This is a genomic window from Mesorhizobium sp. B2-9-1, from assembly GCF_006439455.1.
Lineage (GTDB): Bacteria > Pseudomonadota > Alphaproteobacteria > Rhizobiales > Rhizobiaceae > Mesorhizobium.
This window is the reverse complement of the sequence record NZ_VFTP01000003.1, coordinates 369008-392386: the sequence shown is the minus strand read 5'-3', so window position 1 is coordinate 392386 and position 23379 is coordinate 369008. Positions and strand designations below refer to the sequence as shown.

Below are 23379 nucleotides of genomic sequence, written 5' to 3'. Positions count from 1 at the left end.
TCGTCACCTCTTCGGTTGCCCCACCCTAGAGCATGATGCCGAAAAGTGTGAAGCGGTTTTCGGACGACATCATGCTCTATCTCTTTGATTTAGTGCCGGATTCAGATTTCAGGTCGAACAGACCTGAAATCATCCGGCTCTAGGCAGTCAAGGTCAGGAGGCCCTGGCCTCCGGCATGCCGGTCAGACGCATATAGGCAGAAAGGTAGTCGCGCGCCATTCTTGTCGCCGAGAACCTTTTCTCGAAGACCGCCCTCACCTGCTGCCGGTCGAGTTCGAGAAGCGCGGGCATCGATGCGACCGCATCGTCGACATTGTCCACGACGAAGCCGGTGACGCCATTGTCGACGATCTCCGGCAGGGCGCCGTTGTTCCAGGCGATCACCGGTGTGCCGCAGGCCATGGCCTCGATCGCGACGAGGCCGAACGGTTCGGGCCAGTCGATCGGGAACAGCAGGCCTCCCGCGTTGCCCAGGAATTCGGCCTTCTTGTCTTCCGTGATCTCGCCGACATAGTCGATGCGGTCGCCATCGACGAGCGCCTCGATGTTGTCGTGGAAATAGGCGCGATCGTCGTCGCCGATCTTGGCCGCCAGCTTCAGCTTCAACCCGGACCGACGCGCGATCTCGATGGCGCGGTCCGGCCGCTTGTCGCGCGACAGGCGGCCGAGGAAGGCGAGATACGGCTCTTCCGCCCGTGGTTCATAGGTCGGCCGGTAGGCATCGAGCGGCAGTCCGTGATGGATCGTGGCCAGCCAGTTCGCATCCGGCAAACCGCGCTTCTGGCTGTGCGAGATCGAGATCATCGGGAAACGCGGGAAGCGTTTGTAGGCCGGCGCCAGGTCGACATAGTCGAGCCGGCCATGCGGCGTCGTCACCGTGCGACCTGCGATCTGCTCGAAGAACGGAAAATGCAGGAAATGGCTGAGGTGGAAATGAATGACGTCGAATTCGCCGGCGCGTTCGCGCACATCGGCGAGCATCGCCAGATGCGCGGCGATTTCCGATTTCTTTGGCCGCGGGTCGAGGCGTATCGCCTGGTCGCGGCCTGGCACCAGTCGCGCCGATGTCTCGCTGTCACCGCTCGCGAACAGCGTGACGTCATGCCCTAGCTCGACGAGTGCTTGGGTGATGTAGAAGACGATCCGCTCCGTGCCGCCGTAAAGTTTCGGCGGCACGGATTCATAAAGCGGCGCGACATGGGCTATGCGCATCTGGTCCCTCAGCTGTTGACGCGAGGCAAAATGCGTCAGCCGCGAGATCGTTCCTGCCCAATTGGTCGCTGGCCCGGTCGATATCCGCTCGACCGGGCCAGACAGGCCGCACAGCTTTCAACCTCGCCGCTCACACCGGTCTCGATACCGGGGCGGCAAGTAACTAAATCAACTTGATTTTCAAAAGAGGCATTCTAGGGTTGCCGTGGCTGGTAACTATCTCATGATCCCCAAGAAAGCCATCTCCGGCACCAATCTCGAGCAGGCGAAATCGCACAACCGGCGTGTGGTGATCGAAGCGATCCGCATCAACGGCGCGCTGTCGCGGGCGGCGATCGCGAGGCTGACGGCGCTGTCGTCGCAGACCATTTCCAACATCGTCGAGGAATTGGAAGCGGCCGGGCTGCTGCAGCCTGAAGCAACGCTGAAGGGCGCGCGCGGCCAACCCGCCGTCCCCTACTCGATCAACCCCGATGGCGGTTATTCGGTCGGCCTGCAGCTCGACCACCAGATGGCCGTCGGCGTCGTGACCGATCTCTCCGGCACCGTGCGTGCGCGCATCGAGAGAGATGTCGACCGACCGACTCCCACGCAGGCCATGCCGCTGCTAGCCGCGATCTCGAGCGACCTGATCGCAACGAGCCGGCTGAACCGCACGAGACTGCTCGGCATAGGGATGGCGATGCCCGGGCCGTTCGGCGTCGAAGGCATGACTTCGGTCGGCCCGACCGCCCTTCCCGGCTGGCAGGACTTTCCGGTGGCCGAAGAACTGGAGCGCCTGACCGGCATCGCCGTGATCGTCGAGAACGACGCCACAGCGGCGGCAGTAGGCGAGCGGCTTTATGGCGTTGCCCGCAAGCTCGACAGCTTCGTCTACCTCTTCATCGGAACAGGCCTCGGCGCCGGCCTCTTCCTCGACGGCCATCTCTACAAGGGCAGCCGCCATAATGCCGGCGAGATCGGCCACATTATCGTGCGGCCGGGCGGCCTGCCCTGCGACTGCGGCAAGCGCGGCTGCCTGGAGCGCTACGTCTCACTGCGCGCCGCTTATGACAGGCTCGACCTGCCGGACCCCGATCATGCCTCACCCGACCTGCTGGAAGAGCTTTTGGCAAGCGGCGACAGCCGCTTCGAAGCATGGCTCGCCGAGGCGGTCGAGCCATTGCGGCAGGCGATCGACGTCCTTGAAATGGCGCTCGATCCCGAGACCGTCGTGCTCGGCGGCTTCATGCCGCTGCCGGTGATCGAGGCACTGGCCGGCCGGCTGGAACCGCTCCATCTCTCGGTGAGCTCGACCAGCGCCCGTACCACGCCGCGCGTCGTGGTCGGCGCCGCGGGAAAGGACACATCCGTCCTCGGCGCCGCGGCCCTGCCGATCTTCTCGGAAACCAACCCGCAATTCGACGTGCTGCAGAAGCCGGTGGGCTGATACGCTGGCGTTGAGCCAGGTTTCTACGAGGAACCGGGTCCCGCAGCGGTCACCCGCCACACCGTGTTGCCGACATCGTCGGCGATCAGCAGCGCGCCGGATTTATCGACGGCAACACCGACCGGACGGCCTCTCGCCTCGCCCTTGTCGTTGAGGAAGCCGGTGACGACATCCTGCGCCATGCCGTTGGGATGCCCGCCGCTGAACGGCACGAAGACCACCTTGTAGCCGTTGAAGCGGGAGCGGTTCCAGCTGCCATGCTCGCCGACAAAGGCGCCGCCGCGATAGGATTGCGGCAGGTTGTTCGCGGTGTAGAAGGCAAGCCCAAGCGGCGCGACATGCGAGCTCAGCGCGTAGTCCGGCGGGATGGCCTTCGCCACCATGTCCGGCCGCTGCGGCATCACGCGCGGATCGACATGCTGGCCATAGTAGCTGTAGGGCCAGCCATAGAAGGCGCCGTCCTTCACCGAGGTCATGTAGTCCGGCACTAGGTTAGGCCCGAGCTCGTCGCGCTCGTTGACCACCGTCCAAAGCGCCTTGCTTTCAGGTTCGAACGTCAGGCCGTTGGGATTGCGCAGCCCGCTGGCGAAAATGCGCGAGCGGCCGGTGGCGCGATCGACCTCCCAGATCGCAGCGCGGTCCTTCTCGGCCTGGATGCCGTTCTCGGTGATGTTGGAGTTCGAGCCTATGCCGACGTAGAGCAGCGAACCGTCTGGGCTCGCCACCAGGCTCTTCGTCCAGTGGTGATCGATCGGCCCGCCCGGCAGTTCCGTCAGCACCTTGCCTGGTGCCGTGATCTTGGTGTCGCCCGGCTGATAGGGATAGCGCATGATGGCATCGGTGTTGGCGACATAGAAGTCGTTGCCGACCAGCGCCACGCCGAAAGGCGCGTTGAGATGGTCGAGGAACACGCCCTGGTAATCCGGCTTGCCGTCGCCATTGGTGTCGCGCAAGAGCGTGATGCGGTTGCTCGGGCCGGTGTCGCCGCCGGAGGTGACCCAGCTTTCGACCAAACCCATGACGATGTCCTTCGGCCGCTTGACCGACGCTTCTTTCGGCGCCTTGGACTCCACCACCAGGATGTCGCCATTGGGCAGCATGTAAAGCGAACGCGGATGCTGAAGCCCCTTGGCCATCGCCTCGATCTGCAGGCCTTGCGCGACCGTTGGCTTTTCATCGTTTTTCCAGCCGACCACCGAGGCCAGATGCATCGGCGGGAAAAGGTATTGGTTTATCTCCGGCAGCTTCGGATTCGGGCCGATCTGCGCGTTCGGGTCGGTGTTGTCGTCGCTGCAGCCGGCAACGCCCAGGGCCATTGCGCAGCAAAGCGCCGCAGTCGTCCATTTAATTGCGCTGTCAAGTCGCCTCATCGGCCACTCCTACATGATGGCGATAGACCAGAGCCCAGCCGAGCCAGCCGGTGAAGATCAGGATGATCACCACCAGCGCCGACAAGATCAGCCCGGTCGGCACCACGGATGTCCAGGCGTCGCGCGTGTGGACGAGCATGTTGAAGAAGGACAGCACGAGCACGGCGGCGTTACCCCCCATGTGCAGCCATGCAGTCGGCTGAGCGCGTATCCTGCGGTCTCCAAGAAAGTCGGTAAGCCCTGCAATGGCGGCCAAGATGGCGACAATGACACCCACGGTCAGGAGCCAGGCCGAGAAATTGGCCCAAGTCATTTCCGCAGTCCGCCAGTAGGCGATATCGGTGAGCAAGGTCCCGACGAAACAGGCGATCGGGATGGTGACAAGCATGGGGTGGATGGGATGGCCGGCAATGCTTGCCGTGGATTGCGGATTTTCCATGCGGAAGCTCCTTTCCGCGCTGCAGCTTTGATGTAACAGCGCAAAAAGGCGAATGTTCCGCCGGAATTTCTCGCGCTCACCGGAAGGTGAACGTCCGTTTGTCAGCCGAGGCTACTGCCGGCCAGGCCCTCGCGGCCTCGTCAACTCCGCGGGTGGACCTGCGGTATCGCCTCGTCGAGCGAGCGCTCGAACGCATCGACCAAGGCGTCGACCTGCGCCTCGGTGATGATCAGCGGCGGACAGAAGGCGATCGCGTCGCCCATATTGCGCGAGATGACGCCGTTCTGCTGTAAGAAGCCGTTGACCAGCGCGCCGAGCGCTGCCGGCTTGCCCCAAGGAGCCTTGGTTGCCTTGTCGGCGACGAGCTCGACGGCGGCGATGAGACCGACGCCGCGCACCTCGCCCACCAGCGGATGCGAGGCGAGTTGGCGCAGTCGCGCCTGCAGATGCGCGCCGACCTTGCGCGCATTGCCGACCAGGTCGCGCTCCTCGATCAGCTTGATGTTCTCCAGCGCCACGGCGGCTGCGACCGGATGACCGCCGCCGGTGAAGCCGTGGCCGAAGGTGCCGATGCGGTTGCTCTCGTCGGCGATCGGCTCGAACACACGATCGTTGATCAGCAGCGCCGAGATCGGCAGGTACGACGACGAAATCTGCTTCGACAGCACCATGATGTCTGGCTTGATGCCGAAGCTCTGCGAGCCGAACATCTCGCCGGTGCGGCCGAAGCCGCAGATCACCTCGTCGGCCACCAGCAGGATGTCGTATTTCGACAGCACCGCCTGGATCTTTTCCCAATAGCCGGCGGGCGGAACGACGACCCCGCCGGCGCCCATGATCGGCTCGCCGATGAAGGCGGCGATCGTTTCGGGTCCCTCGCCGAGGATGAGCTTTTCAAGGTCGTCGGCGAGCCGTGCGGAGAACTGCCCCTCGCTCTCGCCGGGCTCGGCGTCGCGCCAGTGATGCGGCGTCGAGGTATGCAGGACATTGGCGATCGGCAGGTCGAAGGAGAGATGGTTGTTGGGCAGGCCGGTCAGGCTTGCCGACGCGATGGTGACGCCATGATAGCCGCGCTTGCGGCTGATGATCTTCTTGCGCGCCGGCTGTCCAAGCGCGTTCGATCGATACCAGATCATCTTGATCGCGGTGTCGTTGGCCTCCGAGCCGGAATTGGTGAAATAGGCCTTGCTCATCGGCACCGGCGCCATCTGCACCAGCTTCTCCGCGAGATCGATCAGCGGCGAATGCGCCTTAGAGCCGAAGTCGTGATAAAAGGGCAGCTTCGACATTTGTCTTGTCGCCGCTTCGACCAGCCGCTTTTCCGAAAAGCCGACTGCGACGCTCCACAGGCCCGCCATCGCCTCGATGTAGCGGTTGCCGGCAATGTCCTCGACATAGATGCCGTCGCCCTTTTCGATGATCAGCGGACCGGTTTCCTGGTGCCTGCGAGCGTTGGTATAGCCATGCATGTGATAGCGGATGTCGCGGGCTTCAGGCGAATTCGGTGTGGCGTCCATCGTGGTAGCTCCTGTGTGCAGGCGTGCAAAAACGGAAATAGGACAGCTCCTCTGATCGAGAAGTCCGAAGATTCCGCCTTGCATTGTGGCGGTTGATGCCTCATCGCGCTGGCTGATCGCAAGAGCCGCGATGTCGGGATCGATAGCGCCAATACGCCTCGGCCTGTCTCGGCAATGGGCGCAGCAGGGATCAGGACATGGAACAGGTCGATTGCATCATCGCGGGCGCCGGCGTGATCGGTCTGGCGATCGCGCGCAAATTGGCGGCACTTGGCCTCGATACCCTGATCGTCGAAGCGGCAGACGCCATCGGCACCGAAACGAGCTCGCGCAATTCCGAAGTCATCCACGCCGGCATCTATTACCCGCAAGGTTCGCTGAAAGCCCGGCTCTGCGTCGCGGGACGCGATATGCTCTATCGCTACTGCGCCGACCATTCGGTCGCTCATCGCCGCTGCGGCAAGCTGATTGTTGCGACCGACGAGACGCAGGAGCCGGTGCTGGCCGCCATTCGCGCCAACGCCGACGCCTGCGGTGTCGATGACCTGCGCTTCCTGACCGCCCAGGAGGCACAAGCGCTGGAGCCGGCGCTGCATTGCACCGCAGCACTACTCTCGCCCTCGACCGGCATTATCGACAGCCACGGGCTGATGCTTGCCCTGCTCGGCGATGCCGAGGAGAGCGGCGCAATGCTCTCGCTCAACACCCGCATCGTTTCCGGCCGCGTCGAGGCCGGCCGCATCGTTCTGCGGACGATGGATTGCGCGAGCGGCGCAGAGTTCGAGATCGCCGCACCGCGTCTCATCAACGCGGCCGGTCTCGGCGCGGTCGCGCTTGCGGGCTCGATCGAAGGCTTCGGCCGGCAATTCCTGCCGGCGCTTCGCTATGCCAAGGGCAATTATTTCTCGATTGCCGCGCGGGCGCCGTTTTCACATCTTGTCTATCCCGTGCCCGAGCCTGGCGGCCTCGGCGTCCATCTGACCCTCGACCTTGCCGGCACCGCCCGTTTCGGGCCTGATGTCGAATGGACGGACACAATCGACTATCGCGTCGATCCGGCGCGCGGCGAGCGCTTCTATGCCGAAATCCGCAAATACTGGCCCGATCTGGCCGGCGACAGCCTGCAGGCAGCCTATAGCGGCATCCGGCCGAAACTGTCCGGCCCGGGCGACGCCAACAGCGACTTCGTGATCCAGAATGCCGCGACGCATGGCATCGACGGGCTGGTCAACCTGTTCGGCATCGAAAGTCCCGGCCTGACCTCCAGCCTGGCGATCGCCGACCATGTGGCGCGCATCTTGATGCCTGAAATCACCCGAGGCGGCGGGCATGCCACTTCAGGTGATCGTCCATGAAGGTCGAGATGAAGTTGTAGGAATGGTCGTAGCCTTCCTGCATGCGAAGGGTGAGGTCGATCCCTGCCTTCTTGCAGGCCTCTTCGAGCAGCCATGGGCGCAGGCCATCCGGCAGGAAGCCGTCAGCGGTGCCCTGGTCGACGAGGAATTCCGGAAACCGCTTGCCGTCCTCGATCAGCAGTGTCGCATCATAGGCGCGCCAGCTCTTTTCGTCCGCTCCGAGATACTTCTCGAAGGCCGGCCGCGACCAGCCGGCCGTCGACGGCTGCACGATCGGTGCGAAGGCCGAGCAGCTCCGGTAGCGCTCGGGATTCTTGAGCGCGATCGTCAGCGTGCCGTGTCCGCCCATCGAATGGCCGAAGATGGCCTGGCGTGACATGTCGACCGGAAAATTGGCGGCAACGAGCGCCGGCAGTTCCTCGGCGATATAGGAATACATGCGGTAGTTCTTCGCATAAGGCTCTTGCGTAGCATCGAGGTAGAAGCCGGCGCCGCAGCCGAACTGCCAATTGTCCTTTTCGTCCGGAACGTCGGGTCCGCGCGGGCTGGTGTCGGGGCACACGACGACCAGCCCGAGCTCGGACGCCATCCTCCGGTACTCGCCCTTGTCCATGACATTTGCGTGCGTGCAGGTAAGGCCCGACAGGTACCACAGGACCGGGAGCCGCCTGTCCTTGGCTTGCGGCGGCACAAACACCGCAAAGGTCATGTCGCAGGCACAGACTTCGGAAGCGTGCGAATAGACGCCCTGGATTCCGCCATGCGATTTGGAGATGGAAACGACCTTCATCGGTTCTGCCTTTCGTCAGCAAATCTCGATCTGGCATAACCGCCACCTGGGGGCTCGCGCAACCTTGCGCCTTGCATATCTGTTCCTCCGTTGCCGGAAACATCGGGAAAGACGCGCGTTGCACGTCCGATTATCTGAACGCCCTTTTGGCTTTCCTTGTTTGAGGTCGCCGCCAGCGGGAGTAATAGTCGCGTCGGAATTCATGAGGAGGAGACAATGACGCTGAACTTCGACCCGAGGGCGAAGGCCGCGACGCTCTACCATGGCGAATTCCGGCCGATGTTCATCGGCGGCAAGTGGGTCGCGGCGCAATCCGGCCAGCAGATGCAGGCGCTGAACCCGGCGACGGGCGAAGTGCTGGCCACCGTGCCGCGCTGTGGAGCCGCCGATATCGACGCTGCGGTGGCCGCGGCGCGCGCGGCCTTCGAGGGCCCATGGTCGAAATTCTCGCCTTACGAACGGCAATGCGTGCTTCTGCGGATCGCCGACCTGTTCGAGAAGCATTGGGAAGAGCTCAGCGTCTCCGACACGCTCGACATGGGGTTGCCGATCACCCGCACGCTGGCCAACCGGCGCCGGGTCATCGGCATGCTGCGCTTCTATGGCGGCATGGCGACCGCGCTGCATGGCGAGACGATCGACAATTCCATCCCCGGCGAGATCGTCACCTTCACCCGGCGCGAGCCGGTCGGCGTCGTCGGCGCGATCATTCCCTGGAATACGCCCACCGCCGCCTCGATCTGGAAGATCGCGCCGGCTCTGGCTACCGGCTGCACCATCGTGCTGAAACCGTCGGAGGATGCCTCGCTGACGCCGCTCTTGATCGCGCGGCTGATGCAGGAGGCCGGCGTTCCAGACGGCGTCGTCAACATCGTCACCGGGACCGGCGCCGAGGCCGGCGCGCGGCTTGCCGAGCACCCGGACGTCAACAAGATTGTCTTCACCGGCTCGACGCTGACCGGCCAGGCGATCGCCCGCGCCGGCGTCGCCAACCTCAAGCGCGTCTCGCTGGAGCTCGGCGGCAAATCGCCGATCATCGTCTGCCGCGACGCCGATATCGACAAGGCCGTGCCGGTCGCGGCGATGGCGGTGTTCGTGCATTCCGGTCAGATCTGCATCGCCGGCTCGCGCCTGTTCGTGGCGCGCGAGATCCATGACGAGTTCGTGCGCCGGGTCGCCGAGTTCGCCGGCAAGCTGCGCGTCGGCCACGGCATCGAGGCGGAGACGGAAATCGGGCCGCTGATCAATGCAAGGCAGGCCGGCAAGGTGGAAGGCTACATCAAGGCGGGCAGCGACGAAGGCGCCAAACTGGTCTCCGGCGGCTCGCGGCTGACGGGCGAGCTCTATGACGGCGGCAACTTCATCGCCCCGACCGTCTTCGGTGCGGTGTCTGACAAGATGACCATCGCGCGGGAAGAGATTTTCGGGCCGGTCATCTCGGCCATGCCCTTCGACACGCTGGACGAGGTTGTCGCGCGTGCCAACGCGACGCCTTACGGTTTGGCGGCTGGGATTTTCACCACCAGTCTCGGCGCCGCGCACAAGCTCGCACGTCGAGTCAAGGCCGGCTCGGTCTGGGTCAACATGTATCACGCCATCGACCCGGCGGTGCCGTTCGGCGGCATGAAGATGTCCGGTTACGGCCGCGAAGGCGGCGTCGAGCACCTGCACGAATATCTGGAGACGAAGGCGATTTGGATCCAGACCGACTGATATTCAGGTGCGACCGGCCTGCGACGCTCGGTTTCTCAGGCCTGCGGCGGCTCGCCGGCATAGGCGCGCGCGATAAGAGCCCGGATCGGTTCCCGCTCCAGCGCCCGCGGGTTCCAGTAGGGATTGGCCAGCGCGCGGTCCGTCGCGATGTCGATCCCGTCGGGCGGCATGCCTATCTCAGATAGAGCGCGCCTGGCGCCGATCCTGCCCGCAAAATCGTAGAGAGCCATGGCAGGATCGTCCGCCTTCAGCACGGCCCGCAGGGTTTCCATGACGGCCGGAACGGCGGGCGCGTTATAGGCCAGCGCATGCGGCAGCACGATCGCATGGGTCTCCGCATGCGGCAGGTCGAAACTGCCGCCGAGCGTGTGGCAGAGCTTGTGGTGCAGCGCCATGCCGACCGAGCCAAGGCAGATGCCGCAGAGCCAGACGCCGTAGAGCGCCTCGGAGCGCGCACCACGGTCATGCGGGCTCCCGGCGATGACCGGCAAGGCGCTCACCAACGCGCCGATGGCCTCAACGGCCATCAGGTTTATCAGCGGGTTGCTTTCCCTGGCATAGAGCGCCTCGACCGCATGGGCGATGGCGTTCATGCCGCTCGTTCCCGACAAGGAAGCAGGAAGCGTCATCGTCAGGTCGACGTCGTAGATGACCACTTCCGGCAGCACCTTCGGGCTCGATTGGGTGATTTTCACGCCATCCTTCGTCTCGCCGAGAATCGGCGTCATTTCCGAGCCGGCATAGGTCGTGGGTATCACGATCTGCGGCAGGTCGGTGCGCAAGGCGATCGCCTTGGCGAGGCCCGTCGTGGAGCCGCCGCCGACCGCAACCAGCCCGTCGGCCTGGAGTTCCTTCACGACCCGCAGCGCGTCCTCGGTCACCGACACCGGCGTATGCATCGTCGCCTTGGCATAGACGCCGGCCGCGGTGCCGCCCAGCGATCCGGCAAGACGCCGGACATCGGCCTCGCGCGGCGGCGTTGCCAGCACGAGCACGCGTTTCAGCCCCAGCCGGTCGATCTCCTCCGGCAATCTTGCGATGGTGCCAGATCCGAAGACGACGCGTGCCGGCTGGCCGTTATAGACGAAGCTTTTCATCGAGCCTCTCCTCCGTCAGCCGCGATTGTCAACACGCAGCAGGAAGGGATTGATGCCGACGCTTTGCCAGACATTGGCGGCATTGAACGGATCGGTCAATTAGTGTCCAATATGGACAGACGCCAGCCGGATGCCGTCGTGACGGCTTGCGACGAAGAGGCGCGCACCTACAGCGTGCACGGTCCGGGATTGTTCGCGGCCGGAAGCGGATATCGACCGATTGCGTCGTGCCGTCGGGAACAAGCGCAGCCGCGAGATCGCCGTGGTCTCAGGCGATCCGCTGCTCGAACTGTGCGATGTCCGCGCTCTTGCGCAGACCGGTCGCGACGACGGATACGCGGAACTTTCCCGCCAGTGCGTGGTCGAAGATGGCGCCGACGATGATGTCGGCATCGGCGTCGACTTCTTCCCTTATCCGTGTCGCGGCTTCATCGACCTCGAACAGCGTCATGTCCATGCCGCCGCAGATCGATACGAGCAGGCCCCTGGCGCCGGACATGGAGGCTTCATCGAGCAGCGGATTGGCGATCGCCGCCTCGGCCGCGATCTTGGCGCGCCCCTCCCCGGAGGCCTCGCCGGTTCCCATCATCGCCCGGCCCATGTCGCGCATCACCGACTTCACGTCGGCGAAATCGAGATTGATCAGGCCTTCCTTGACGATCAGGTCCGTGATGCAGCCGACACCCGCGTAGAGAACGCGGTCCGCCATGGCGAAGGCGTCGGCGAATGTGGTCCTGGCGTCGGCGACCCTGAAGAGGTTCTGATTCGGGATGACGATCACCGTGTCGGCGCTCTCGCGCAGCCGTTCTATGCCTTCCTCGGCCGCCTGGGTCCTGCGCTTGCCTTCGAACACGAAAGGCTTGGTGACCACGGCCACCGTCAAAATGCCGGCATCGCGCGCGGCACGCGCAATCACCGGCGCAGCACCGGTCCCCGTGCCGCCGCCCATGCCGGCGGTGATGAAGCACATATGCGTTCCCGCCAGGTGATCCATGATCTCGTCGATGGATTCCTCCGCGGCGGCACTGCCGACCTGGGGCAGCGATCCTGCGCCGAGGCCCTCGGTCACGTGCGCGCCCAGCTGGATCAGCCGCGACGACTTCGACATGGTGAGCGCCTGCGCGTCGGTGTTGGCGACGACGAACTCGACGCCCTGCAGCCCTTCGGCGATCATGTTGTTGACGGCGTTGCCGCCGGCGCCGCCGACCCCGACAACGGTGATCTTGGGTCTCATCTCCAGGATTTCCGGCTTGGCGGTCATTTTCTCATCTTTCTACCGAGGCGCCCGTGGCTCCGCCGCACGATCATGCGGAACCGGAGCAACGAGCACACGAATCAGGCGATCCCCACCAACCGTAGGGAATCAGAGCAGGCGCCTCCCTGCAAGGTCCGCTGACATTCTGCAAGCGCAAACGCCCCGGCCAGGAGCCGGAAAAGCGTCCAGACGCTCGGATGATCCGAGCCGGCGTCGCTGCAGAAAATTCTATTGCGTCACCGAAGTGGAGGTGCCCCAGGTGTCCGACAGCACGTAGCCTTGCGGATAGGGATCGGTCGGATCGAGGTAATAATTGTGCTCTCCTGTGATCCAGGCCCTGCCCGTTATCTGCGGCACGATCGCCTTGCGCCCCGCGACTTCGGTGAGTTCGAGGATCTTGCCGGTGAAGCGCGAGCCGATGATCGATTCATGGATCAGCACCTCGCCTTCATTCATCTGGCCCCGCGCCTGCAGCACAGCCATGCGGGCCGAGGTGCCGGTTCCCGTCGGGCTGCGGTCCGAGCGACCTGGCGAGACGATGCAGGTGTTGCGCGTGACGTTGCCCGGTCCTTGGAACGGCATGGCGAACTGCACGATGGACACGCCGCGCACATTGTCGAACTGCGGATGCACGACATCGAGCTGCTCGCGCGCCGCGCGGCGGACTTTCTCGCCGACGACGGCCAAGTCGCGCGCCTCGTCGGGCGTGACCGAGAAGCCGAGCGCCGGCGCATCGACAATCGCGTAGAACATGCCGCCATAGGCGATATCGGCCTTGATCGTGCCGAGCCCTTCCACCTCGATATCGGCGTCGAGGCGCTCGGCGAAGGCGGGAGCATTGCGCAGCGTGATCGACAGGCATTTGCCGTCGCTGCATTCGGCGCGCACCTCGATGACGCCTCCGGGCATATCGAGCTTGAAGCGCGTCACGGGTTCCTGCATCGGCACCATGCCGGTCTCGAGCAGCACCGTGGCCACGCAGATCGTGTTGGAGCCGGACATCGGCGGATATTCCGTCGGTTCCATGATAATGGCGCCTGCGGCGCAATCCTCGCGCGTCGATGGCAACAGCAGATTGACATGGCGGGCAACGCTGCCGCGCGGCTCACAGATCAGCATGCGCCTTATATGGTCGTGATCGCGTTCCATCGTGATCATCTTTTCCATCATCGTGCGACCTGCGGGCGGCAGCACGCCTCCCACGATAACGTCGCCGATCTCGCCCTCGGCGTGGCAGCCGACGACGCGGATGCTGGTTCTGGTGCGCATTGCTTTCTCCCCGTCCGCCGCGACTATCGGCCTGTTTCATGTTCCGGCGGATCGGCGCCGCAACCCCGGCCTGACGCGCGCGCTTGAGCCTGCCTGCCGATGGGCCCGAAGGATACCCATCGCCCCTTGGCGGCGCCATTATGTTTTTTGCCAGCGTAGTCGCCGGATCTCCGATCGGCACCTCGAGACCTCTGCCCTTTCGCCAGCGACAGATGCGGCTCGGCTCGTAGCATGGGTCTGCAGCGAGCCCTCGGCAGCGAAGGCCAGCCCGTCTGGAAGTCAAGCCAGTCCGAACCGCTCGACGGCGCGCATGATGCCGCGCAGTTCGGCGAGGCCCTTGAGCCGGCCGATCAGCGAATAGCCCGGATTGATCCTTGTCTTGCCGATGTCGTCGGCGAGCAGATGCCCATGGTCAGGCCGCATCGGAATGCGCCAGTCGGCGCGGCCTTCCCTGCGACGGCGCGCCTCCTCCTGCATCAGCGCGAGGATGACGTGCGCCATGTCGGTGCCGCCTTCGAGATGCTCGGCCTCGTGGAACGAGCCGTCATCCTCGATGGTGACGTTGCGCAAATGGACGAAATGGATGCGCTCGGCGAACTCCTTGACCATGGCGACGATGTCGTTGTCGGCGCGCGTGCCGTAGGAGCCGGTGCAGAAGGTCAGGCCATTGGCCGGGCTGTCGACGACTTTGAGGATGAAGCGCGCATCCTCGGCGGTCGAGACGATGCGCGGCAGGCCGTAGAGCGAGAATGGCGGATCGTCGGGGTGGATGCACATGCGCACCCCTGCCTCTTCGGCCGCCGGAATGATCTCGCGCAGGAACCAGGCCAGGTTCTCGCGCAACTCCTTCGGCCCGATCGTATCGTACTCGGCCAAGGCCTCGCGAAAGCTGTCGCGGTTGTAGGCGCGCTCGGTGGCCGGCAGGCCGGCGATGAGATTGCGCTCGATCCTGTCGATCTTCTCGTCGCCGAGCTCGTTCAGCCGCGCTTCCGCCTCGGCGATGCGGGCAGGCGTGTAGCCGGCCTCGGCATTCCGGCGCTTCAGCACGAACAGGTCGTAGGCAGCGAAATCGATTGCGTCGAAGCGCAGCGCGTAACCCGTCGTCGGCAGGCGGTAGGCCAAATCCGTGCGGGTCCAGTCGACGACCGGCATGAAATTGTAGCAGATCGTCGCGATGCCGGCCTTCGCCAGGGCGCGGATCGTGTCCTTGTAGAAACCGACATAGCGGAGCCGCTCCGGCGAACCGATCTTGATCGAGTTGTGGACCGGAATGCTCTCGACCACCGACCAGGTCAGCCCCGCCGCCTCGATGATGCGCTTGCGCTCGAGGATGTTTTCCAGAGGCCAGACACGCCCGTCATAGATGTCGTGCAGAGCCGAGACCACGCCTGTCGCACCCGCCTGCTTGACATGATCGAGTGTTACCGGATCGTCCGGGCCATACCAGCGCCAGCACTGTTCCATTGCCGCTTTCCTCTGTGAGGTGGGCAACTTATTGTTGGACCACAACGAGAGTCAAATACGCGCGCGACAGGCTGGCCCGCGCCTATCCGATGAGCCGCCATCTCGATTTCGCCCTGCGCCTCCTGCCGGAAGAGCTGGCTTCCGAGCCGTGACCAAAGGAGTTCAACAATGAAGGATTTTGACGGCAAGGTCGCGCTGGTGACCGGAACGACCGGGATCGGTCTCGCAACCGCCAGGCGCCTGGCCGCCGGGGGCGCTGCGATCGTCGCCTGCGGCATCGACCGTTCGGCCAATGCCGCGATGCGAGCGCAGTTGGAAAGCTCCGGGGCCGGCGCGCTGGTCGTGGACACCGACGTCTCCGTGCCGGACCAGGTCCGAGACGCCGTCGCGGCCGGCGTCGAGCGTTTCGGCGGCCTCGACGTGATCGTCAATTCGGCGGCGGTCCATCCCTATGGAACCGCGACGACGACCGACTGGGAAACCTGGAACAAGGCGATGACGGTCAATGTCGGCTCGATCTATCTGACCGCCCATTTCGGCATTCCGGAAATGATCAAGCGCGGTGGCGGCGCGATCGTCAATGTCGCCTCGGTGCAGGGTTTCGCCTGCCAGCGGAACGTCGCCGCCTATGCCACGACCAAGGGCGCCATCCATACGCTGACGCGTTCGCTGGCGCTCGATTATGCGGCCGCAGGCATCCGGGTCAATTCGGTCAGCCCCGGCTCGATCCGGACGCCGATCCTCGAGAAGGCCGCGCGCGGCGACAACGGCAGCGATGCCGATGTCGAGGAAGCCTACAGGCGCTTCGGCGCGGCGCATCCCCTCGGCCGCATCGGCGAGCCCGAGGAAGTGGCGGAGCTGATCGCCTTTCTGTGCTCTTCCAAGGCCGGCTTCTGCACCGGCGCGGACTACAAGATAGACGGCGGCTTGACTGCCGGCATCGGCGTGAAATGACCATGAAGATCGGGCTTGGCTTTACCGGGAGTCGCGCCAAAGAGGAGCGTTCCCGGCTCTATGCGCACGTCGCCGATCTAGTCGACGACGTTGCCACGCCGTGGCGCGTCAGCGTTGCTGTTGCTGCACCCCGACTGTCGGATCAGGCCGCGAGTCGGCGCCGTCGGCCCGATGCCAACCGACTTCACCCGCTGGCTCCGGCCGGCGGTTTTTTAAATCACTAATTTGGCGATCCGTCCGTTAGATGCCTGTGAGTCTCGAAAATGCGTAACTTTTCAGGATATCCCAGCCGCAGCGTCGTGTTGCATTGGGGGCATCTGAAAGTGGCAATGACCTTGAACCATGAGCCCTTCCGGATGATTGGATGCTGGCATCTTGGACAATCAAATCTGAGATATTCGTGATTTAGGCTCTCTGGGATCGGCAATCAAAACACCCCCGATTGATGCAGATCCCCATCTCAGGTGATGGTGGGCATCCACGAACTGGCAATGAAGAGACTATGCTCGCCAGCACCCACCAATGGACTTCTCTGGAAGATGTTTCGTGGCCGGGACCTATGAGTTCCCGGGTAAGACGTTGGTCTCACGCAGGGTCCGACTGACGGACAAGGCACAGCTGTTCGCGCAACAGCGCAGGCTCTCCCTCGGTGCCAAATCGCCTGCCGCACACGTTGCCAGTTTGCGCATTCCTGGGCACCCCAGTAGCTGCCCGTCGGCTTCGGTCACGGGCTCTTGTTACGCCGAATTTTAATCATGGGAAGCATTGCCTCTCCTGATGGTGCGGCACTCCCAGCAGTAGAAGAGCTGCCCGACGTCCTTCGTTCAAAGGGCGTAACCATTAGCCAGAGTTGATATAGAGGCCGCCAGCCGACTTTTTTAAAGTCGGTTAGGCCCGGCGGTTCATCCCGATCCACCCCAAAACGGCGGACTGTCGGGCCGCTCTGGTCGGCAGCGTCTTAAGAGCGGATATGACGCGGGAGTGTTGTCGAACAGCCCACCTTTTCGGCATATCCAGCTTACCGGACTGCGGCCCGGCCTTTGACAGGAATAGAACCAAATGAATTTGACGGTGTTTGGGATTGGCTATGCCGGTCTCGTGCAGGCCGCTGTGCTGGCCGAGGTCGGCCATGAGGTGGTGTGCGTCGATATCGACGAGAAGAAGGTGGAGCGGCTCAACCAGGGCTTGGTCCCGATTTTCGAACCGGGCCTGGAGGCCCTCGTCAGGGAAAACCACGCGGCCGGCCGCATCCGCTTCACCACCGACGCGGCAGCGGCGGTCAGGCATGGCCAGATCCAGATGATCGCGGTCGGCACGCCGCCCGGCGAGGATGGCTCGGCCGACCTGAAATATGTGCTGGCCGTCGCCGAGACCATCGGCCGTGAAATGGACAGCGCCAAGATCGTCGTCGGCAAGTCGACCGTGCCGGTCGGCACTTGCGAGAAGGTGAAGGCCAGGATCGCCGAAACGCTGAAGAAGCGCGGCCGCGAGGATCTCGCCTTCGACGTCGCCTCGAACCCCGAATTCCTCAAGGAGGGCTCGGCGGTCGCCGATTGCATGAAGCCGGACCGCATCATCGTCGGCACCTCCAGCGAGGACACCGAGACGGTGATGCGCGAGCTCTACGCGCCGTTCAACCGCAACCACGAGAAGATGATCGTGATGGACGTGCGCAGCGCCGAATTCACCAAATACGCCGCCAACTGCATGCTGGCGACCAAGATCAGCTTCATGAACGAGATGGCCAATCTGGCCGAGCAGCTGGGCGCCGACATCGAGGAGGTGCGCAAGGGCATCGGCTCGGATCCGCGCATCGGCTACCACTTCATCTATCCCGGCCTCGGCTATGGCGGCTCGTGCTTCCCGAAGGATGTGCGCGCGCTGATCAAGACCGCCGAGGGCGTCAAGTTCGACGCCAAATTGCTGCGCGCCGTCGAGGAGCGCAACAATGCGCAGAAGTCGGTCCTGTTCGACAAGGTCAACCACTATTTCAAGGGCGCGCTCAGGGACAAGACCTTCGCCGTCTGGGGGCTGGCCTTCAAGCCCAACACCGACGACATGCGCGAGGCGCCGGCGCGCACGCTGATGGAAGCGTTGTGGGCGGCCGGCGCCAAGGTGCAGGCCTACGATCCCGAGGCGATGCAGGAGTGCCAGGCGATCTACGGCCTGCGCGAGGATCTGCTTTTGTGCGGCACCAAGGAGGCGGCGCTGCGCGGCGCCGACGCGCTTTTGATCTGCACCGAATGGAAGAGCTTCCGCGCGCCGTCCTTCGACGCGCTCAAGGACGCGCTGACCACGCCGGTCATCTTCGACGGCCGCAATCTCTACGATCCCAAGGTGATCGCGCGCTACGGCATCGAATACTTCTCGATCGGCAGGATGGCGGCATGAGGGCGCCAACCAGGCATCTTACTTCAACATGTCCGACAGGGCAGCTGTAGTTCCTATCGTTGTGAGCCGGAGCGCTTCTTCGGTTGCGCAGCCCGCGTTCTGCTCTCAATCCGGCACGGGATCCCTATTTCCAAGCGCCTCGAGCATCGTTGAGAAGATGCTGCCGACCTCCTCCGAAATCTCTTCTGATCGAATTCCAGCGTTTTTTGCGTCGCTGGTTAATCGCCTTGCAAGCTCTTGTGCTAAGATTGTGTCAGATGATGAATGATGCGGCAGATTGCTATCCACCCACTCCTGAAGGAATTTCAGGCCTCGTTCACTCACTGTAAAACCATTCCAGGGTTGTATCCATGATTAAGTGCAATCAAGCTTGACCAGTTTATCCACGCTATAATTTGTCACCGCGGGGATCGTTCCCTATTCAAACTCGCATATGGCTCATATTGTCCGCGCATGGAAAGACGGCACGCCATCCGACGGGGAATGGACAGGCTTTGGGAAGTCTACGACGTAGGCGACCAAAAAGTTTTGCTCGTTGACGGAATTCCTTTGGCGCATTTGCGGGTCGAAGAAGCGCTGGACGCTCTGGACCTGCTAGAAGGCGGCTTCCTCGTTCCAAGTGACAGTCCCCTGGTAGGGTGAAGTGATTGTCGACAGCCGTTTCTTCCACAAATATCTCCGCGCCAGCTTGCACACCTGCCACCCCGAGAGCACGCACGGGGTAGCAGATGCCGTCGTTCGCAAATTCAGATACCCACATGGTTCGTTCGCATGTTTCACCCACAATTGGTCCGAACGGATATGTTCGTTCTGGCGAGATTGCGAAAACCTTGCTGGCTAGGCCCGGCGGCTAGCCGCTGCCACCAGCTGCTCCAGACGCCGTGTTCCCCAAACCGTTGCGACTCTCCTCTCGAACATAGCTCAACTAAACGCCTGGCTAGGTGAACCTCTTCACATGCGGATGATCGGGTCCGCTGCCGGCGGAACTCGCTAAGTGCCGTCGATGCAAAACCGGTCGTATAGCCGGTCATATAGACTGCGGTATTTCCAAAAGACCGTCCGAAGGACAGCAACCGAGTTGATCGCGCGTTGCGCGCTGTAACTATCTTCAAAACTTTTTTCAGTGGATATCGTGTACCGAACCGCTGAGCGCGACGTGCCTTTTGGCAACATAGACCGTGGCGCTAGACGAGCCATTCAGAATGCAAATCTGCCCCGCCCCGCGCCGCGGCATCAGCTCTCCATGTCGTACGGCTGTTCTTTAAGTCTGACGGCCCGTCGTCACGAGGCGGGCGCGAAATTTTTCGATGTACACCTCTAGCGTCGCCAGCATCATCAGAATGATCGATGAAATGGTTTGTGCGGGCGGCGATAACTGACGCTATCCATAGCGTGAGCCCGTCATGTCACCAGCCTACTCAGGATCGGAACTCGCGATTGAATATCCGCGGACGGATTCTCAATCGGCGGCATATAGCAAATGGACGAACGTCCCGGAATACGCTCTCGACCAAGGCGGCCCTGTCTTGCGCCCCTATCAGCGGATGGACGCTGATTATGCCGATGTCGCCATTGTCGATCATTTGAAAAATGTGGCCACTCAGTATCCCGAAAAGCTGGCGATTACCGACGCAACCAACCGCTTCACTTATTCGGAACTCGTCTCGGCTGTCGAAGCGCTGGCTAGCCGCATCCTCGCCATCACTCCCGCCGGCAACGCCGTCGGTATTCTTCTTGCGAATACGGCCTTCTTTCCGTTGGCGATGCTGGCGAGCATGGCCGCAGGGCGGCCTTTGGTACCCCTGAACACGAGGGATCCGGACACCAGGATCAATGCGATCGTGTCCGAGGCGCGGTTATCGACCGTCATAGGGGATGGAGATGTCCGACCCACTGGCCTGCCGCGAGCTGTCGGCTGGATAAATGTCTCGCCCCGCGGCGAACCGAAGAGCGATCGCGTTCCCCAGCTCCATCCGGTATCCGTGGATGCCCCCGCTATCGTCCTATACACTTCGGGCAGTACAGGTCGGCCAAAAGGCATCGTTAACAGTCAACGCAGCCTGCTATGGCGTGTTCAGCAATATGTAAACGCCTGTCACATCAATGAGCAGGACGTATTCCTGCCTCTCACGGGACCGGCCACCATCGCCGGGTGTCGAGAGGTGCTGGCCGCCCTTCTTACCGGCGCCACATTGCATCTTCTTGAGGTCGAAGCCGTAGGCTTGCGCGCGGTTTTACACCGGATGCAAGCCGAGGGAGTGACCGTCACTTACCTGGTGCCGGCTCTCCTGCGTGCGCTTATGGCGAACAAATCAGAAGACGCATTCCGCAGTCTCAGGGTGGCTCGTATCGGAGGCGAAAAGGTTTCACGGTCTGACATCAAGCTGCTACGCGACGCCGTTTCAAGCAACTGCCTGGTGCAGATCGGCTACTCGTCAACCGAGACGACAGGATCACAATGGTTTGTACCGACCGATTGGCCGGAGCAGGCTGCCTCCGTTCCCGTTGGATGGCTCCTTCCAGGGATTAGTTTCGCGATCATCGACGAGCAAGGACGCCCGGTGCCGCCCGGCGGGACTGGAGAGCTTGTCATAAAAAGTCCGTATGTCTTGCTTGGCCATTGGGAGAACGGCGTCGTCGTGCCCGTGGCTGCAGACCCCGAAAACCCGTCTGTCCGCATCTTTGAAACGGGTGACCTCGTTCAACTGGACAACCATGGCCTGCTACAGATCATGGGTCGCAAGGGACGTCAGATAAAAATCAATGGCCGACGCGTTGAACCCGCGGAACTGGAGCGGGTTTTGCGTGGCGCGCCTTCCGTCGAGGACGCTGTGGCGATTGTGACGGCGTCAACGGAACTCATCGCCTTCGCCGTACCTCGCGGGCCGGCCACTTCCAACTTCGCTGACGATCTCCGCCATCTTGCCCGTACGACACTGCCGCCGCCTCTGTGTCCATTGAGACTGCACGCCATTGCCGAAATTCCACGCCTGCCGGGCGGGAAGGTCGACATGGCGAGGCTCGCCGAGTTGGACGGCGCAAGCGTGAGGCAGGACCGCATTGTCCAGGCTCCGAATACAGGACCGGAACGGACTATCCAGCAGATCGTGCAACGCGCCTGGACCAAGATTCTGAACACGCGCGTTGCCTCGGGACGTTGGGATGACGCCGGCGGCGATTCGCTGAAGCTGCTGCATTGTGTCATGGAGATCGAAAGCGTCCTCGGCCTGGAGATCGACCTTGAACCTTTCACCGTCGGAATGAATTTCGACGAAATGGTGAAAGCCGTCGCGGCCGCGAAAGCAGGTAACGAGCAGGCCAGCTCGCGCAAAGAGCATCCGCCAATTCTCTTCCTGCTCCCTGGGTCCGTCGGCTATGGCCCTAGCCTTGCCGCCTTCGCGGCCTCCATGGGTAGAACCGCCCGGGTTGTCCCGATCAGGTATCCAGCCCTGGCAATGATACTGCAGGGAAAAAACTCGGTCGCAGATATGGCCGAGGCCGCGCTCGACCAAATACGCCGCGCCCAGCCTGAAGGTAACGTACGACTTCTCGGCCATTCGCTTGGCGGCGTCGTTGCTTTTGAAGTTGCCTCAAGGCTGCTGGCTGTCGGGCGAAATGTGAAATTTCTGGGCATCCTCGACACAAGCCTGCTCGGTGAACGGAGCACTTACCGAGAGACGGTCGTCCGCACAATTCATCGAATCCGAACCAATCGCATTACCGCCTACAGAATGGCTTGCCGCGCCCTTGCAAAAGTCGTGGTCCGAATGGGCTACGAGATGCAACTGGCCCGCTTGCTTGATCGCTATGCCCAGGAGAAATTCAACGCGACCAGCTTTAGGGCCAAGCTGGAGCTTCAGGAAGTTTTGAGGGCAAAGGCGTTTTTTCAGTGGCTCCAGACGCCAAGACCCCAACTGCCGATCACCGGTACCCTATTTCGCTGCGCCCGTCCTGGAATGCCTCGCGCCATCGGGTGGGACAATGCTTTCGCAGACCTGGATGTGATCCCAATCATTGGCACCCACATCGACATGGTCTCAGAGCCTAACGTGGCCTCCAACCGACCGCTCATCGAGGCGGCCGTGGCCCGAACCTATCTGCCAGAAGAATCTCGCCAGGGGGAGGAACGGTCATCGACGTGATCTCGGGGTTTGGCAAGGATGCCCTGGTGCTCGACGCTCGTGCCGAGGTCGATCGCATCGTAGAAGCCTTGCGCCGACAGGTCTTTGGTACGCTCCGGCGCCGAGGCGTCGTTGTCGGCCTCTCTGGGGGCATCGACAGCTCCGTTGTCGCAGCGCTGTGCGTCGGCGCGTTCGGGAAAGATAAGGTCCTCGGCCTATTCATGCCGGAATCCCATTCTTCCGGCGACTCGCTGCGGCTTGGCCGAACGGTTGCATCGCAACTTGGTATCGACTCGATCGTTGAGGACATCACGCCTGCCTTGGAGGGCATCGGTGCCTATTCACGTCAGATCGAGGCGATCCGGACCGTCGTTCCCGCCTACGGTCAAGGCTGGAAGTGCAAGCTGGTGATGGCGTCGGTTCTGGAAAGCAACGGCATCAACATTACCAGGCTGACGGTCGAGGATCCGGATGGCAAAGTCGACACGGTCAGACTGCCACCCGCAACCTATCTGCAGATCGTCGCCGCGACCAACTACAAGCAACGCGTGCGAAAGATGACGGAGTATTACCACGCGGACCGTCTCAACTACGCGGTGGCAGGTACGCCAAACCGGCTGGAGCACGACCAGGGCTTTTTCGTCAAACAGGGCGACGGAATCGCCGACGTGCTGCCGATCGTCCACCTCTACAAGACGCAAGTCTATCAACTAGCGGAGTATCTCGGGATAGACCCTGAGGTGCGGCGCAGGCCACCAACCACGGATACGTTCTCCATGGCGCAAAGCCAGGAGGAGTTCTATTTCGCATTGCCATATCACCTGACGGACTTGTGTCTCTATGGCCTGAACCACGGCATTTCTGCCAACGAGATCGCAGCGGTCGCCGGCCTCACTCCCGACCAGGTTCAGAAAGTCTTCAAGGACTTTGAAAGCAAGCGGCGCGCAGCGCGTTATCTTCACGCGAGACCCCTGCCCGCCGTCGAGATGGACGAGGGCTGAGC

The 23379-nt window shown here is 62.8% G+C and carries 17 protein-coding genes; 8 read left to right on the top strand and 9 right to left on the bottom strand.

All coding sequences use genetic code 11. The annotated features are described in order from the left end of the window. Window positions 1–153: 153 nt before the first annotated feature. On the bottom strand, window positions 154–1212 hold the full coding sequence (locus tag FJW05_RS09150) for a glycosyltransferase family 4 protein (protein ID WP_140630584.1): 1059 nt from the start codon (window positions 1210–1212) through the stop codon (window positions 154–156). Window positions 1213–1435: 223 nt separating this feature from the next. On the opposite strand from FJW05_RS09150, the gene FJW05_RS09145 reads away from it, so the two are divergent. Continuing rightward, entirely contained in the window at window positions 1436–2641 is a 1206-nt protein-coding gene (locus FJW05_RS09145) for an ROK family transcriptional regulator (protein WP_140546087.1), read from the top strand. Window positions 2642–2664: 23 nt separating this feature from the next. Here the strand turns inward: FJW05_RS09145 and FJW05_RS09140 are convergent, their stop codons facing one another. From FJW05_RS09140 to FJW05_RS09130, 3 genes are all read right to left on the bottom strand, one after another. Then, window positions 2665–3957, bottom strand: coding sequence for a sorbosone dehydrogenase family protein (locus FJW05_RS09140; protein ID WP_246673301.1), 1293 nt, complete (start codon window positions 3955–3957; stop codon window positions 2665–2667). A 40-nt stretch (window positions 3958–3997) separates the two neighbouring features. After that, on the bottom strand, window positions 3998–4450 hold the full coding sequence (locus tag FJW05_RS09135) for a DUF2231 domain-containing protein (RefSeq protein WP_140630578.1): 453 nt from the start codon (window positions 4448–4450) through the stop codon (window positions 3998–4000). Window positions 4451–4590: 140 nt separating this feature from the next. Next, window positions 4591–5967 carry an aspartate aminotransferase family protein gene (locus FJW05_RS09130; RefSeq protein WP_140630575.1) on the bottom strand — a complete coding sequence of 459 codons (1377 nt, stop codon included), beginning with the start codon at window positions 5965–5967 and terminating at the stop codon, window positions 4591–4593. Between the two features lie 197 nt (window positions 5968–6164). Between FJW05_RS09130 and FJW05_RS09125 the strand changes: the two genes are divergently transcribed. Next, window positions 6165–7322 carry an NAD(P)/FAD-dependent oxidoreductase gene (locus FJW05_RS09125; RefSeq protein ID WP_140630572.1) on the top strand — a complete coding sequence of 386 codons (1158 nt, stop codon included), beginning with the start codon at window positions 6165–6167 and terminating at the stop codon, window positions 7320–7322. Here the strand turns inward: FJW05_RS09125 and fghA are convergent. After that, entirely contained in the window at window positions 7279–8112 is an 834-nt protein-coding gene (fghA, locus tag FJW05_RS09120; protein ID WP_140630569.1) for an S-formylglutathione hydrolase, read from the bottom strand. The genes FJW05_RS09125 and fghA overlap by 44 nt on opposite strands. Before the next feature lie 216 nt (window positions 8113–8328). On the opposite strand from fghA, the gene FJW05_RS09115 reads away from it, so the two are divergent. Beyond that, window positions 8329–9825, top strand: coding sequence for an aldehyde dehydrogenase family protein (locus tag FJW05_RS09115; protein WP_140630566.1), 1497 nt, complete (start codon window positions 8329–8331; stop codon window positions 9823–9825). A 35-nt stretch (window positions 9826–9860) separates the two neighbouring features. Here FJW05_RS09115 and FJW05_RS09110 read toward each other — a convergent pair whose 3' ends face one another. The 4 genes from FJW05_RS09110 to uxuA form a co-directional block, all read right to left on the bottom strand. After that, window positions 9861–10922 carry a maleylacetate reductase gene (locus FJW05_RS09110; RefSeq protein WP_140630563.1) on the bottom strand — a complete coding sequence of 354 codons (1062 nt, stop codon included), beginning with the start codon at window positions 10920–10922 and terminating at the stop codon, window positions 9861–9863. Between the two features lie 268 nt (window positions 10923–11190). Further along, entirely contained in the window at window positions 11191–12183 is a 993-nt protein-coding gene (gene ftsZ, locus FJW05_RS09105; RefSeq protein ID WP_095769817.1) for a cell division protein FtsZ, read from the bottom strand. A gap of 222 nt (window positions 12184–12405) precedes the next feature. Continuing rightward, entirely contained in the window at window positions 12406–13446 is a 1041-nt protein-coding gene (locus tag FJW05_RS09100) for a proline racemase family protein (protein ID WP_140630561.1), read from the bottom strand. A 279-nt stretch (window positions 13447–13725) separates the two neighbouring features. After that, entirely contained in the window at window positions 13726–14910 is a 1185-nt protein-coding gene (uxuA, locus tag FJW05_RS09095; protein ID WP_140630558.1) for a mannonate dehydratase, read from the bottom strand. Between the two features lie 168 nt (window positions 14911–15078). On the opposite strand from uxuA, the gene FJW05_RS09085 reads away from it, so the two are divergent. The 5 genes from FJW05_RS09085 (at window position 15079) to nadE (ending at window position 23377) form a co-directional block, all read left to right on the top strand. After that, window positions 15079–15864 carry an SDR family oxidoreductase gene (locus FJW05_RS09085; protein WP_140630555.1) on the top strand — a complete coding sequence of 262 codons (786 nt, stop codon included), beginning with the start codon at window positions 15079–15081 and terminating at the stop codon, window positions 15862–15864. Beyond that, window positions 15861–16088 (top strand): hypothetical protein, encoded by a 228-nt coding sequence (locus FJW05_RS09080; protein WP_140630553.1) that lies wholly within the window; start codon window positions 15861–15863, stop codon window positions 16086–16088. The genes FJW05_RS09085 and FJW05_RS09080 overlap by 4 nt, the downstream gene beginning before the upstream one ends. Window positions 16089–16923: 835 nt before the next feature. Then, a complete protein-coding gene (locus tag FJW05_RS09075; protein WP_140630550.1) occupies window positions 16924–18255 on the top strand; it encodes a UDP-glucose/GDP-mannose dehydrogenase family protein in 1332 nt (443 codons plus the stop codon). A gap of 1403 nt (window positions 18256–19658) precedes the next feature. Further along, on the top strand, window positions 19659–22397 hold the full coding sequence (locus tag FJW05_RS09060) for an AMP-binding protein (protein ID WP_181164887.1): 2739 nt from the start codon (window positions 19659–19661) through the stop codon (window positions 22395–22397). Next, complete coding sequence (gene nadE, locus FJW05_RS09055; protein ID WP_181164886.1) at window positions 22394–23377, top strand: NAD(+) synthase; 984 nt, start codon at window positions 22394–22396, stop codon at window positions 23375–23377. Before FJW05_RS09060 ends, nadE begins: the two co-directional genes overlap by 4 nt. The last annotated feature ends 2 nt before the right edge of the window (window positions 23378–23379 follow it).

Bases quoted from the DNA above. Each gene is read 5' to 3' on its own strand.
- FJW05_RS09080 (WP_140630553.1), top strand. From the start codon at position 15,861: ATGACCATGAAGATCGGGCTTGGCTTTACCGGGAGTCGCGCCAAAGAG.
- FJW05_RS09110 (WP_140630563.1), bottom strand. From the start codon at position 10,922: ATGAAAAGCTTCGTCTATAACGGCCAGCCGGCACGCGTCGTCTTCGGA.
- uxuA (WP_140630558.1), bottom strand. From the start codon at position 14,910: ATGGAACAGTGCTGGCGCTGGTATGGCCCGGACGATCCGGTAACACTC.
- FJW05_RS09060 (WP_181164887.1), top strand. From the start codon at position 19,659: ATGTCACCAGCCTACTCAGGATCGGAACTCGCGATTGAATATCCGCGG.
- FJW05_RS09150 (WP_140630584.1), bottom strand. From the start codon at position 1,212: ATGCGCATAGCCCATGTCGCGCCGCTTTATGAATCCGTGCCGCCGAAA.
- FJW05_RS09115 (WP_140630566.1), top strand. From the start codon at position 8,329: ATGACGCTGAACTTCGACCCGAGGGCGAAGGCCGCGACGCTCTACCAT.
- ftsZ (WP_095769817.1), bottom strand. From the start codon at position 12,183: ATGACCGCCAAGCCGGAAATCCTGGAGATGAGACCCAAGATCACCGTT.
- FJW05_RS09140 (WP_246673301.1), bottom strand. From the start codon at position 3,957: ATGGCCCTGGGCGTTGCCGGCTGCAGCGACGACAACACCGACCCGAAC.
- fghA (WP_140630569.1), bottom strand. From the start codon at position 8,112: ATGAAGGTCGTTTCCATCTCCAAATCGCATGGCGGAATCCAGGGCGTC.
- FJW05_RS09085 (WP_140630555.1), top strand. From the start codon at position 15,079: ATGAAGGATTTTGACGGCAAGGTCGCGCTGGTGACCGGAACGACCGGG.
- FJW05_RS09100 (WP_140630561.1), bottom strand. From the start codon at position 13,446: ATGCGCACCAGAACCAGCATCCGCGTCGTCGGCTGCCACGCCGAGGGC.
- FJW05_RS09135 (WP_140630578.1), bottom strand. From the start codon at position 4,450: ATGGAAAATCCGCAATCCACGGCAAGCATTGCCGGCCATCCCATCCAC.
- FJW05_RS09130 (WP_140630575.1), bottom strand. From the start codon at position 5,967: ATGGACGCCACACCGAATTCGCCTGAAGCCCGCGACATCCGCTATCAC.
- FJW05_RS09125 (WP_140630572.1), top strand. From the start codon at position 6,165: ATGGAACAGGTCGATTGCATCATCGCGGGCGCCGGCGTGATCGGTCTG.
- FJW05_RS09075 (WP_140630550.1), top strand. From the start codon at position 16,924: ATGAATTTGACGGTGTTTGGGATTGGCTATGCCGGTCTCGTGCAGGCC.
- FJW05_RS09145 (WP_140546087.1), top strand. From the start codon at position 1,436: ATGATCCCCAAGAAAGCCATCTCCGGCACCAATCTCGAGCAGGCGAAA.